The organism is Laspinema palackyanum D2c (genome assembly GCF_025370875.1).
GTDB classification, from domain to species: Bacteria; Cyanobacteriota; Cyanobacteriia; order Cyanobacteriales; family Laspinemataceae; genus Laspinema; species Laspinema palackyanum.
The window spans coordinates 104047-116784 of the sequence record NZ_JAMXFD010000019.1 but is presented as its reverse complement, the minus strand read 5'-3'; the positions used below and the strand labels follow the sequence as shown (position 1 = coordinate 116784).

At 49.4% G+C, this 12738-nt stretch carries 10 protein-coding genes; 3 read left to right on the top strand and 7 right to left on the bottom strand.

Annotated features, from left to right (window positions below):
- Positions 1-159 precede the first annotated feature (159 nt).
- Together petA and petC are read right to left on the bottom strand one after the other, a co-directional pair.
- Positions 160-1149 (bottom strand): cytochrome f, encoded by a 990-nt coding sequence (gene petA, locus NG795_RS19940; protein ID WP_367290396.1) that lies wholly within the window; start codon positions 1147-1149, stop codon positions 160-162.
- A gap of 86 nt (positions 1150-1235) precedes the next feature.
- Positions 1236-1775: a cytochrome b6-f complex iron-sulfur subunit gene (gene petC / locus NG795_RS19935; protein ID WP_261201433.1), complete on the bottom strand. Its 540-nt coding sequence runs from the start codon at positions 1773-1775 to the stop codon at positions 1236-1238.
- A 262-nt stretch (positions 1776-2037) separates the two neighbouring features.
- Between petC and NG795_RS19930 the strand changes: the two genes are divergently transcribed.
- Positions 2038-2355: a DUF3067 family protein gene (locus NG795_RS19930; protein ID WP_367290395.1), complete on the top strand. Its 318-nt coding sequence runs from the start codon at positions 2038-2040 to the stop codon at positions 2353-2355.
- 246 nt (positions 2356-2601) lie between these two features.
- Here the strand turns inward: NG795_RS19930 and NG795_RS19925 are convergent, their stop codons facing one another.
- Both NG795_RS19925 and tatC read right to left on the bottom strand, forming a co-directional pair.
- Positions 2602-3789 carry a PAS domain-containing sensor histidine kinase gene (locus tag NG795_RS19925; protein WP_367290394.1) on the bottom strand — a complete coding sequence of 396 codons (1188 nt, stop codon included), beginning with the start codon at positions 3787-3789 and terminating at the stop codon, positions 2602-2604.
- A gap of 796 nt (positions 3790-4585) precedes the next feature.
- Positions 4586-5392 (bottom strand): twin-arginine translocase subunit TatC, encoded by an 807-nt coding sequence (gene tatC / locus NG795_RS19920; protein WP_367290393.1) that lies wholly within the window; start codon positions 5390-5392, stop codon positions 4586-4588.
- An 842-nt stretch (positions 5393-6234) separates the two neighbouring features.
- Here tatC and NG795_RS19915 point away from each other — a divergent pair.
- Positions 6235-7020: a COP23 domain-containing protein gene (locus tag NG795_RS19915; RefSeq protein ID WP_367290392.1), complete on the top strand. Its 786-nt coding sequence runs from the start codon at positions 6235-6237 to the stop codon at positions 7018-7020.
- Between the two features lie 159 nt (positions 7021-7179).
- Here NG795_RS19915 and NG795_RS19910 read toward each other — a convergent pair whose 3' ends face one another.
- The 3 genes from NG795_RS19910 to NG795_RS19900 all read right to left on the bottom strand — a co-directional run bounded on the left by NG795_RS19910 (position 7180) and on the right by NG795_RS19900 (position 11285).
- On the bottom strand, positions 7180-8853 hold the full coding sequence (locus NG795_RS19910; RefSeq protein WP_367290391.1) for an LCP family protein: 1674 nt from the start codon (positions 8851-8853) through the stop codon (positions 7180-7182).
- A gap of 241 nt (positions 8854-9094) precedes the next feature.
- Positions 9095-9607, bottom strand: coding sequence for a magnetosome magnetite crystal formation protein family (locus NG795_RS19905; RefSeq protein WP_367290390.1), 513 nt, complete (start codon positions 9605-9607; stop codon positions 9095-9097).
- 49 nt (positions 9608-9656) lie between these two features.
- Positions 9657-11285, bottom strand: coding sequence for a S8 family serine peptidase (locus NG795_RS19900; protein ID WP_367290389.1), 1629 nt, complete (start codon positions 11283-11285; stop codon positions 9657-9659).
- 96 nt (positions 11286-11381) lie between these two features.
- Between NG795_RS19900 and rpe the strand changes: the two genes are divergently transcribed.
- Entirely contained in the window at positions 11382-12098 is a 717-nt protein-coding gene (rpe, locus tag NG795_RS19895; protein WP_261204111.1) for a ribulose-phosphate 3-epimerase, read from the top strand.
- The last annotated feature ends 640 nt before the right edge of the window (positions 12099-12738 follow it).

Here is a 12738-nt window from a genome sequence, read left to right as displayed (position 1 = left end):
ATGTTTGATGTTCGGGTTACTCATGAGACTCCTCAAAGATATTTTACCCACTATTTTAGCTTAGACGCGCTACTACTCCTTTAACTCTAATTCTCTGCGCTTCCCTCTAAAAAAAAGGGGGCATTTGCCCCCTTTTTTTTAAGTAACTCGCAACAGAACTTAGAAGTTCATTTCGGCTGCTTGTACTTTTTCGACCTGCTTTTTCTTCAGGACGAGCATAATTTGAGACAGAGTAACGATCGCAAAGAAAGCCAGCAATCCTTTAATCCGACCGGAACTTTGTAGGACAATTTCTCCATCCACCTGACCGAAACCACCGACATTGGGGTTATTGGTCAGAACTTGCGCCGCAGTCACTTCGTCACCTTCCGAGACGATTAACTCAGGACCGGCAGGAATGCTATCAACCACGGTCGATCCATCAGCAGTTTGAATGGTGACTTCATAACCGCCGCCTTCAACTTTGGCAATTTGGGAAATGGTGCCAGCAGCCGAAGCATTGAAGACTGTATTATTGCTCTTATCCCCAGTTGGATAAACCTGTCCACGTCCCCGGTTACCACCGACATGAACGGGGTATTTACCATAATGGATCTTTTTATCGGTTTCGGGATTCGGAGATAGAACTGGGAAGACAATTTCTTGATATTGTTCGCCGGGTAAGGGGCCAACAATCAACACATTATCCTGACCTTCGCTATATGGTTGGAAGTAAAGACCCCCGATTTTTTCCTGCATTTCTTCAGGAATGCGATCGGCCGGTGCAATTTTGAACCCTTCGGGCAACATGATCACAGCGCCGACATTCAATGGTCCGCGATCGCCACTGCCCAGCACTTGTTGCACACTGGTATCATAAGGAATTTTCACCACCGCTTCAAACACCGTATCCGGCAGCACGGCTTGAGGCAATTCCACCTGGGTGTGTTTTTCAGCCAGATGGCAGTTGGCACAAACGATCCGACCCGTTGCTTCCCGGGGGGTTTCTGGAGCCGTTTGTTGCGCCCAAAAGGGATAGGCTGCTGCTGACTGAGGTACGGCGATGTCAGAAGCAAGGAAAAGGGCCAGAGTTGCCACCGCCAACAGCACGCCTTTGGCTAAAGTGCGTCCACTCTGCCGCAGGATCCGCGACAAGGAAGTATGTTTCATCGGGAAAGAGAAGAGGTAAGCTAAACAGTCAAACAATGAGAAATTGAAATATATTGCATTCAGCGGCTTTTGGTCGGCCAAAGCGCTTATGACCACCAGGGGTTTTCCCCGGTACGGAAGTCAGTTTCGGTCCAAGGCGTAAAGACGACTTTATCATCGACTTCGGTGGCATGAGCCAAAGCCAGAGACAGAGGCGCAGGGCCGCGAACCACTTTACCCTCACTGTTGTACTGGGAACCGTGGCAGGGACACATAAATTTGTTTTCGCTGGCGTTCCAGGGGACGACGCAGCCGAGGTGAGTACAAACGGCGTTGATTCCGTATTCGGTCAGGGTCTTGTCTTGATCCACCACCAGGTAGGTGGGGTCACCTTTGAGACCTTGGGCCAACACGCGATCGCCCGCATTGTGACTGCCTAAAAACTGGCTAACGCTGACGTCATTGCCCAGGGCATCTTTAGCGGTAACGCCACCACCAGCAGCGCCACTCGACGGCGGGATAAAATACTTGACCACCGGATACAAGGCTCCCAGTGCCGTCCCCGTGACTGCACCGAAAGTCAGTAAGTTCATAAATTGGCGACGCCCCATGCTGGGGACGTCAGGATTTCCAGAAGCTTGAGCCATGACCTATCTTGCTACGTCTGTGTTAAGTTGTATGTCTTAGCCTCTCATCTAAGGGCTAAAATTGGTGAACCCTAGTTTAAACAATTCCTCATATCGAGTCTGTCACTACCGGGGAAAGGCAGGGACAATCCCCAGGGAAATGCTGAATCTCCAGCCTTTCTCAACAGATTATTACATTCTTTGACACTTCGATCGCATTTTTGCATTTCGCTGTCAATTTTTGTAACAAACTGTAAAGATTCAGTTTTTACGGACTCTCTCTATGACTGGACAGGACTTACACCAGCTCTTGCTTTCCAAGTGGGGCCGCTCTTACGATATCCAAGTGCGGCGCACTCAGGGGAAGATTTTCATCCTGATTATGTGGAAATACCTCGAACAAGCCTCTTTCCCCATGAATGAGTCGGAATATCTGGCTCATTTGGATGTGGTTGCCAGTTATCTCAATGCCTGGGGTGGCATCGAACAGGTGCAGCTTTACCTTGCAACCACCCGCGAACGTCCCCGCTTAGGCAAGGCAGTGAGCATTCCCATTGATTTGGGCGATCGCGCTTCAGAATGGATGCTCGAAAATTTCTAAATTGCCAATTCTCTTGAGCGCTTTCCTGATGCTTCACTGGGGCGATCGCCAGACTCATTCCTGACTCTTTAACCAATTGACAACTTGCAATATTCCTCGAAAAACTAGAGAAGGGGAACCTCTAGTCCCCAGGGATCAGCGCCTTACCTATGAATTTAGCCGGATCATTTGCTTTTGAGTTAAGAAACTCAGGTGTGACGTCACATTCATCGGACAAAAAGAACGAGGTTAAAAGAGCGAATCACCTCAAGCGCTGATAGAATGGTAATCATTAATTTGACTAGAAAGCGCGGGTAGTTTTGGGAGGGTTACGGTAAAAGTTGTCCCCTCTCCCACGGTACTTTCCAACCAAATTTTCCCCCCGAGTAAATCCACCGATCGCTTAACAATTGCCAATCCCAAACCACTCCCGGCATTCGCTGCCACATTTTTCGCCCGATGAAACAGAGTAAACAAATTCGCCCGATCTTCCGGGGGAATCCCGATTCCCCTGTCCTTGATGCGGAAAATGATTTCCCCTTCATTAAAGGTAAAATCACAATAAATAGAACTGCCTTGGGGAGAATACTTCACCGCATTCACCAGCAAGTTCAAAATAATTTGTCGGAGTAAGGTGGGATCAGTCATCAGAGGTTCAGAATCTCCGGTGGTTGTCAAAATCATGCGATGAGTCACATCGGTTAATTTTTCCACATCCTGCCAGACATCTTCGCATAAACTGGCAAAATAGACCGGAACCGATTGAATATGTAACCCGCCACACTCAGCCTTCCCTAATGTCAAGAATCCTTCGATGATATTAGAAGTGTGTTTAACGGTTTCATCAATTTTTTGAAAATACTTGAGCCGTTGCTCGGGTGTCATTTTTTGACTGTGGAGTTTGAGCAAATCGTTCGCCGCCGCAATCACTGTTAAAGAACCGCGTAATTCATGAGATAGCATCGACACAAAGTTAGGCGTGAGGGGAGTTTGTAAGGTTTCCGGTTCTGAATCCGGCAGAGAACTTAAGCGATCGCTTCGGGGTTCTTCCATCGGTTCAACGATCCCCTGATACCCAATCACCTGACCTTTGCGATCGCGCATAATCCGAATCGTATCTCGCACCCAGGCAATACTCCCATCTTGACGATAGATCCGAGATTCAAAATTTTCCACATCTCGCTGAGTGCGTAACACTTGCATTAATTGCTCATACCGTCTCTGTTCCACATACAGTTGATTCCCCATATTTTTAACCGCAGCCATCAGTTCTGTCCCCGACTCATACCCATAGATGCGAGCTAAAGTTCGATTAGCCCTTAAATAGCTGCCCGTCGGAGTAATCTGAAAAATGCCCACCGCAGCCGTATCCAGAAAACTGGAATACTTGAGAACAATTGGCTGGAAATCGGGACATTGAGAATCAGGCAAATCGAACGCAAGAATTTTCATCATGATAGGTGAAAGCTTTGGTATAAAACGATACGCAGCTCTATTTTTAGCGGTCGGCAATCAATCGGCAATCAATCGTCGATCACCACCTGAATTAAAACCGAAGGAGATGGTTAGCGTCCGTGCTGAGTGGGTTTCCATCCGGATGGGAGTATTATATGAGCGAACGGATATTTCACAACGTATTCAGCATTACAAAGTCTTAAATTGATCATCAAAAAAATTGATGGAAATCACACTTGCCTTTCTCAACCTCCCGAAATCATAAATCGCACCAAGGGCTTTCAGGGTTAACATCCGTTGGATACTGTCATAACTCACAACCGCCTTATTTGGCAAGCACTTGGACCGATTACAGCGATCGTTCACTTTATTTGTGCCATCCGGCGAATGCCCAAAATCCTGATTGAGAAAGGGTTAACCCATTTAAAATCTCAAATTTAAAATCTCAAATTTAAAATTGTAGCTACGATGAGGTCAATGCAAGGGGCGCTAATTTTGCTGTGGTACTTTATCCCAGCCCCTCTATCAGGGCGAATCCTGACCGACTCAGAGTTTAAAACTCTCGACTTTAAACTCTCTACTCTAAAATTTTACAACAGATGGAGCCTAGACTGGGGACATTTATGTTGCTCTTGCACTCGATCCCCGATCGCGCTGATGGCTAGAATCCAGACATATCAAAGGTCTGTCACCGTAACCGCTCAACTCTAAAATTGTATGACAGATAGCACAAGCGCGATCGCCTGAAGGACCCCTCTGCCCACCGGCGATCGCGCTACCACTGAACCAAAACCGCTTATTTTCCCATTGCCTTCACCAATCCCACTCCCCCAAAATATAGAGTCAGAACTGCACCGGCAAATAAACTTTGAGTCAGGGGATCAGTAGAGGGGGTTAAAATCGCCCCTAAAATGGCAGCCCCCAGCACCACATAACGCCAACCCGCCAGCATTTTTGTAGAAGAGACAACTCCCAGCAGACCCAGCAGCGCCTGGATCACCGGGATTTGAAACGCTAATCCCGTGCTAAATAATAGCAACAGCACAAACTCAAAATATCGATCAATCGACCACATTTGCTCCACCACCCCGGCCCCATAACTGACGAAGAAATTTAGGGCCGCAGGAATCAAAGCGATATAGGCAAAGACTAAACCCACACCAAACAGCAGGGTTGATCCCAAAACAATCGGACCAATAATCCGACGTTCCCGTAGGGACAGTCCCGGGAGGACAAACTGGATAATTTGGTAGAGCACAAATGGACTCGCCACGACCAATCCGCTATAACCCGCCACCTTGACTGAGACAAAGAAAAATTCTCCCGGTGCCAGTTGCAGAAATTTAGCCCCTTGTGCTGGGACCTCTAATAAGTGGACAATCGGTTTGACAAAAATGAAGCACCCCACCATCCCGGATACTACCCCAATCAGGGAATAGAAGATTCGCATCCGCAGTTCTTCCAGGTGATCGAAGATGGACATCTCCACCTCATCTGGGAAGTGGTTGAGAGGGTCATCCTCAGTGGGTTGAAGGTTCCCGGGGTTATAAAGTTGGGGGGGGTCTTGCTGGGTCACGGTCTCCAGGTCTGAACTTGGGGTCATGAGTCAGTTGCTTCAGAGGTTTCGTTTTCTATTTTAGTGGGAAGCGTCCGGTGGTCGGCATCTTTTCCCCATAGAGATCCCCCAACCCCCTCAAATCTCTTGAGTTAGAACTGGGCGAATGCCTTGGATAGACTTTTAAATAGACTTTGTTCCCAATGGATGCCCTAGTCAGAATCATCAGATGCCTGGGGTCCAACGACTGGGTTTGAGAAATCCCGTTCGCGACTGTTCGATGGAGGGTCGGGTCACGACTCAATCTCATCTGAAAAGCAATTATTTTTTGTGAGGATTGGCCGCGCCCCTGCATTTTGTCATCCCCAAGAGGGTGATTAATCTGTATAAGCGTATAAAATACTCGCAAAAAGATAGCACATGGGGGGGCTTGTTCAGACCCGGTTTAACAAAATCTAAGAATAGGATTTGATTTGGGTTCAGGGTCTGGCGATCGCCCTAGGAAAAAAGCAGAGTTTTACCCCATTTTCTCGGCAAAAAAACACCAATTTTGCCCAGAAAATGGGACTCTCAACGCTGTACTGACGGCCTAGGCATTGTCGCCGATTGATTTTATCTCACCACCATAAAATAGAGCGCACCCCGGAGAATTTCCATCCCCCATTCAGAATCTTTTTAGCCTGAGAAGACGTCTACAGGAAAAACAGGACTTTTCTTTTGTGAATTTGCACTCTTGTCTGTCATCTATATTAACTCGGGAATCGCGTCAGGGGTTGTTGATTAACACCGAGACCGATCGCCCAAGCGGGATAGAGGGACTTCAAGAAGGGCGATGTCATAATGAGGAAGGATTAATGATTGACGTATAACAAAGATGGGAGAACTTGGCAATGTTTCAACTTAAATATAAATCACCGCGATCGCTTCCCCTTGCAGCAATCCGAGGGGTCAGTGCATCCCTGGGATTAACCTTGCTGCTGGGTACAAGTGGTGCAGTTTTAGCCCAGGAGTTGCCGACCCCGAATAACGTGCGAGTTCCGCCCAATTCACCCACAGAAACGGGGGATACTAATCCGGGCGATACCCCCACAGCCAGCAATGCAAGGTTTACCTGTCAAGTCGTCGATGGAGAGTACACCGTGATGTACGCCCCTCAAAGTCAACCGGGACAGGTTTATGAATGGGCAAAACCCAGTACCTTGGGCGGAGGGTGGACCGAAGATCGACGCTGTAACGAAATTGCCCGTCGCTTAGAGTTTTACCGGGAAGACGGGATGCAAGAACTGGCGATCGGCTCAGAAAATGGGTATGACACCATTTGTGTGACCACCGAGAAGAATCCGACCTGTCAGATTGTCCTGACAGTCCCCCCGGGAGAGAACCCCCAACTGATTCGCGATCGCGTCTTTGAAAACTTGACCGTTGCCGATAGCGGTCGTCAAACCGAAGCCGTGAATGCCCTCGTAGATAACGGCCAAGGGGGGAACCTGTTGCAGACCCTAGAGGATGTTTTCGGGATGCCCATTCCCGGCAGCAACACCCAAACTCAAGTCCGGCCCGGAAGTATCGATTTACGGCCTTTCCTAGACCCAATGGATGGGGGGACGGGTCTGCAACTTCGAGAAAACAGCAGCAACGAATCCAGCCATCAGCTCAACCCTGAGAATTTTCGCTAAAACTGGGGGATGGGGTGAGGGAGAAGGTTAAACCCTGGAGAGTTGATTCTCCCCCTCCCCCCAAATCCTGAGTTTCCTCTCCTACACAAGAGCAGTATAGAAACCCGGGTTTTAACCGATACTGTACGGGTCCCCTTCCTTTCATGCTGAACCGAAGCCCTAGTAACTTGGGGATTGCCAATAGCGGTCTTCTGGTGGAATAGTTGGGGCGGCGTAGGGGTCGGCGGATGGGTCGGCGTAGGGGTCGGTGGATGGGTCGGCGTAGGGGTCGGCGGATGGGTCAGCGTAGGAGTCGGCGGAGGGGTCCGTCGGGGTCCACTCTCTATACTCCTCCGTCACAGGAGGTTCGCTAGGGTACTCATCCGCAGCAGCAGGTTCAACTGAGTCCTCGGAATAATAAGAGTCCCCTGGGGAAGACTCCTGAACCGAGGGGGCGGGATTCTGGAGATTTTGTTTCGCCAGCCAATCCCGGCCGATCTGAATGGTGATATCCGATCGCAAACTGCCGGTACTTTCCACCCGGACCTCACCCAGGCCCAGGGCCTGTTGAATGGCTTGGGCGCTTTCCATGTCACCATTTTGGGCAACAATCCGCGTCACCGCTAACGGTTGGTTCCAGGGACTGGAAACAAAAACATTCCAATACCCTTTTTCCGAGAGGCTATTTCGCAAGCGATCAACCGCATCCCAGTCATCCGTACTATCTTGAATAGCGACCCGGACATAAGCCGGATCAACGGAATCATAATGCCTACCATGAAGGTCGCGATCCAAATGTTCGGCGATCATCGCATCCAGGCGTTCATAGTTGGGTAACCAGTAACTGGCTTCATATTCCTCGGGAGCGCTGAAATCTCCTGGCACCATTAACATTTGCACATTAGAAGATTCCGTTTGGGCCGCAAAACCCGCAAGCGCAGCAATTTCCTCAATCGTTAAGTTCGTATCAATAAATTCTTGAACCACCGAGAGGATTTTTGGTAATCGGGTGATGGTATTAATATTCAGGGTTTGATCCATCAGCGATCGCATCATCATTTGCTGACGCTGGATCCGACCGATATCCCCTAACTGATCGTAGCGAAACCGGAGAAATTGTAGCGCCTCTTTGCCCCCGAGATACTGCTCTCCCTGCTTGAGGTTGATGTACAGACGTTGGCTATCATCCTGGTATTTCATATCCACCGGGACATACATCTTGACTCCGCCGAGGGCATCCACTAATTTTTCGACCCCTTGAACATTGATGCGAATATAACGGTCAATGCGAACGCCACCGAGGAGTTCATTAACCGCCTTAGCGCTCAGAGCAGGACCCCCAAAATAGTTAGCATCATTAATTTTGCGGACGCCATATCCTTCCACTAAAGTGCGGGTATCTCTCGGGATAGAAAGAACCGTCAACTTATTGGCTTCAGGGTCAAAGCGGACCAATAGCATGACATCCGAGAGACCATCCAGGGAATTAACTGGGGCATGGTATCCTAATTCGGGAACCTTCTCGTCTTTAAGGTCAGAAGTTAAAACGCTAGTACCGATGATTAAAATGTTAACTGAGCGAGTGAGCTCAGGCAATTTAAGATTGGTCCGCGCCAGATCGCTGTTAGAAAATATAGCTGCATCTTCAGCACTGAGGCGGCTTTGCATTAAGGGGGTACTTGACAAAGACACGGCAAGCAAGGCTCCTGCTGTTGCCGAGAGCATTGCCACACCACTTAAGCCAAAACACAGCCAAAGCCAACGTCCCCGATTATCTTTATTGAGCTTGTTACTCCGGGGTTTAGCGGTAGGTTCCGCCATCGGGCGTTGCTTGGATACGTTCTGATTTGGCACGGGCTTCCTCACACACTCAACAATATATCGATCAAATCGGACGAGCATCCTCACGCTCAATTAGGCAAACGGCTGTGCAGGTGTTTAACACCCTGTACCGTTGATGGGTTGATTGGCTATTTCCTGTTCCCTGGGATTGGGGGGGTCACTATCTAGCCCGTCATTCGCCGTTGTCGGCGGCTCAACCTCAAGTTAGCTTGAGGCTTGGCGATCGCACCGAAACGACCCTCCCCCGACAGGTCTAGGATAAATGCTTGCCAACTATTTCCTCAGCAACCTGTGATACCCCCGGTAATCGCAGTGGCCGACGTTGCCACAGACGAACCATCAGCCAAATATTTACCACAAAATAGCCCGAGGTTAACAGACTACTCATTAATAACAGGGGAATGGTTAGTAATTCCGAACTTCTTGCGCCGGTTTCCAAGAAAATATATCCGAGTAGCCACCCAAAGGCTAGGGTAATGGCTAGACGAGAGGCGGCTTTTTGTTCGCGGCTACCTTGGTGACGATACAAGGTCCATAAGGCAGGGAAAAAGCCGAGGATGGGGAGGAAGTAGAAAAAGAGTCCTAAATGGGCAAGGTCTTTGTTTTCCAAGTCTTCCGGAGTCAGGGCCGGGGGAGGACTGTTCAAGTCCTCTTGGGCCCAACTGGATGCAGCAAAACGAGAGCGAACGCGGCGATCGCTCTCGTCCAGAATTTTAGACGACTGGCGTTTGGGGCCATTCGGGGAATTAGGCGGAAACTTGGTCATAACCGGAGAGTTTTAGCCATCAACGTGATAGGCATCAGTTTAAGCGGTTTTAAGGAGTTGGGGTAGTCCACCAAGCCAAACTGTAAGGTTGGGTGGATTCATTGACTTGATCGCGAAAATACACCCGGATTTTATAACGGCCTGTTTGGGGAATCGGGTGATAAATATGTTCGGTACTGTCTACCTTGCTAACTGAGGACCAGACACTCTTGCGAACATCCGTTTCATCCGCAGGCATCAGATAGAGTTCTAGGTTATTCAAACCGCGATCGCGAAACCCTTCCCCAATATCATATTTCTCATTATTGTTCCCATCAACCAGATCAACCCAACGATTCCAGGTTAGAGAAATGGACACGAACCGGCCCGCCTCTAAGGGTTGGTCTAGGACATACTCATGATAACTATTCGCCTCAACCGTTCGATAATCCCAACCGATTCCCGGTAGGGCATTTCCCGGAGCCCATTGACCGGCACTAAACTGTTGGTAGGCTCGGTAAGCATTGAGATGGCCCGTTCCCAAGTCTCCATCCAGGGGAATTTCTTGACTGCTATAAGCGTCCGAATCTAACCAGGTGCGGTTCTGGTTGGCAAAAACCGTGCGAGTCATTTTCAAATGCTGACCATTGCCAGGGTCTTGGATTTTTTCCGCCGAGTTCATTAAGACGGCTTTCATCACCTCATGGCGGCGAGCATCGAGGGTCCACTGGGGAGTGTTGGCTTGTTGATGAAGTTGGCGATCGCCATATTCTTGCAACAGGGCCACCGTTGCCGTCACATGAGGGGCCGCAAAACTGGTGCCACTGGTCCGAGTCACTTCACCATCTAAGCTCAATAAATCCAAGTTACTGCCTGGAGCCACTAAGTTGATAGCGCGGCGGTTATCCACATTTCCTTCTAACCCCACCAACCGACTGGTAATGCCACTAAAGGCACTGCCAATATTCGCCAAGTCTACTTTGGCAAACTTGCCCTCATAAAGCGTTGTAAACGCGACATTGATCCCGTTATAGTTATCCGTGGGAATGGGAATGCCCCCGCGTCCTTGATTTCCCGCCACCACATGAACCACATTATGGACCCGGGCTGACCAATCCAAACATTGAGTCAGCAGGGCGTTCCCATCTAAAACCGCATTGGGACGCGGATCCTGGGCTAGGGATTCCCCAAAACTGTAGTTAATCGCCCTCACATCTCCGCTATTTTGTTCAGCCAGATTTTGAGCCGCTAAACATTCTTCCGGTTGTCCACTGCGCCGCAACAAGCCAATCCCAGCCGCATAGAGGGTGGCATTGGGGGCAACCCCAGGAAATGCCTTATCCGAACTAATCATCACCGCAGCCACGTGTTCGGCGTGTTGTTCAGCCGGTTTCATTTGGGGATCATCTGTGGGACTGGTTTTAGCGGGTGCATCCTGCATGAAAACCTGCTGGACGGGGATTTCTCGATGGAGGTTCGCTTGTTTGTCGAGGCCAAATTTTCGCGGGCGGCCAATGTCTACTTGACCGATCGCAATTTTTCTCCCCGTTAAGTTATAGGGCGCATCATGCAGCCGACGGGCATCAATGCCGATTTCACCAATTGAAGTGGGAAGGGCGACGGCTGGAATTCCAATAAAAGCCATACTCACACCGCCGACGAGTCCGCTTAACCCCGTTCTAAGTTTTAAGCGCTTCACGGTTCGGGCTCCACACACCAACCAATTATTAGGGAGTTTCTTCATATTTTGTTAAACTGAATACGACTTGACGGACGGATGAAATATTTGTTAGCCATGACCCAAACGCAATCAAACAAACCTATTGTCGTTGCTCCCTCCATCCTATCAGCAGATTTTAGTCGTCTGGGAGAGGAAGTACAGGCCATCGATCGCGCCGGGGCAGATTGGATCCATGTTGATGTCATGGATGGTCGGTTTGTCCCTAATATTACGATTGGCCCTCTTGTGGTCAAAGCCCTTCGTCCTGTGACATCCAAACCATTGGATGTGCATTTGATGATTGTTGAACCAGAACGGTATGTTGAGGATTTTGCCAAAGCCGGGGCCGATATTATTTCGGTTCATGCGGAACACAATGCCTCCCCTCACCTCCACCGGACCCTCGGTCAGATTAAAGAACTTGGCAAACAAGCTGGGGTGGTACTCAATCCTTCCACGCCGTTGGAGTTGATTGAATACGTTCTGGATCTGTGCGATTTGGTGTTAATCATGAGCGTTAACCCCGGTTTCGGCGGTCAAAGTTTTATCCCCGGTGTGGTCCCCAAAATCCGGAAGCTGCGCCAGATGTGCGATGAGCGCGGTTTAGACCCCTGGATTGAAGTGGATGGCGGCCTCAAAGGGAACAATTCCTGGCAAGTCATTGAAGCCGGTGCGAATGCGATTGTGGCCGGTTCTGCCGTCTTTGGTGCTCCGGACTATCAAAAGGCGATCGAGGAGATTCGCCACAGCCAGCGTCCAGCATTGGAAGCGCAACCGTTGGCAGCGGTGTAGGGATAGCAGCGGATTGATTCTAATCCGGACCTCTGCGGGAAGCGAAACGACGCCATCGAATCGCTTCCTTTATTTTTGAGCAATTTTTTGAGCAATTTTTGACGGGAATCCACTGGGATGGTGGTTGAGCGCTGATTCTTTTGATTCCCGCGAGGTCTTACCCATCACCTCGATCAAGATTTTGACAAAAAATTCCCAATTTTGACGGGAGGGACAGGTCGTTACAGGATGCTCTGTCCTTCTGGGGATGAAGGGGTTGATTTGAGGATTGGCAGTTGCCATCGCCTGGGGTAATTCCTGAGTTGCATCAGGCGATCGCCTTCCATTGGAAACCCGGTGTCAGACCTCTCTTCCTTAAAAAGGGTCGGGGATCTAAAATAGAAGAGGAGGAGTTTGAATCGGAGCAATCTGTCCCGGGATGCACCGGAGTTCGGCCTAGGTATTGACAATGGCCTCCGCGATGATTCACTCGCCTTGGATGATGATTAATCCTTCCGTTGCTCGCCACCGGCTGACCGGAAATCTATCCTTTGAAGCATGAGAGTGAGTTTCTATGAATTGGACAATTCTCGGCTACTCTCTTTCGCCAAAATGGAAATGTGATTGTCTTGGATTGACCAGCAGAATGATTTGAACGGGC

What these genes read in the sequence shown, in the direction of transcription:
- NG795_RS19905 (WP_367290390.1), bottom strand. Translation starts at nt 9,607, where the DNA reads ATGACCAAGTTTCCGCCTAATTCCCCGAATGGCCCCAAACGCCAGTCG.
- NG795_RS19930 (WP_367290395.1), top strand. Translation starts at nt 2,038, where the DNA reads ATGACTGGACAGGACTTACACCAGCTCTTGCTTTCCAAGTGGGGCCGC.
- NG795_RS19925 (WP_367290394.1), bottom strand. Translation starts at nt 3,789, where the DNA reads ATGATGAAAATTCTTGCGTTCGATTTGCCTGATTCTCAATGTCCCGAT.
- petA (WP_367290396.1), bottom strand. Translation starts at nt 1,149, where the DNA reads ATGAAACATACTTCCTTGTCGCGGATCCTGCGGCAGAGTGGACGCACT.
- NG795_RS19915 (WP_367290392.1), top strand. Translation starts at nt 6,235, where the DNA reads ATGTTTCAACTTAAATATAAATCACCGCGATCGCTTCCCCTTGCAGCA.
- tatC (WP_367290393.1), bottom strand. Translation starts at nt 5,392, where the DNA reads ATGACCCCAAGTTCAGACCTGGAGACCGTGACCCAGCAAGACCCCCCC.
- rpe (WP_261204111.1), top strand. Translation starts at nt 11,382, where the DNA reads ATGACCCAAACGCAATCAAACAAACCTATTGTCGTTGCTCCCTCCATC.
- petC (WP_261201433.1), bottom strand. Translation starts at nt 1,775, where the DNA reads ATGGCTCAAGCTTCTGGAAATCCTGACGTCCCCAGCATGGGGCGTCGC.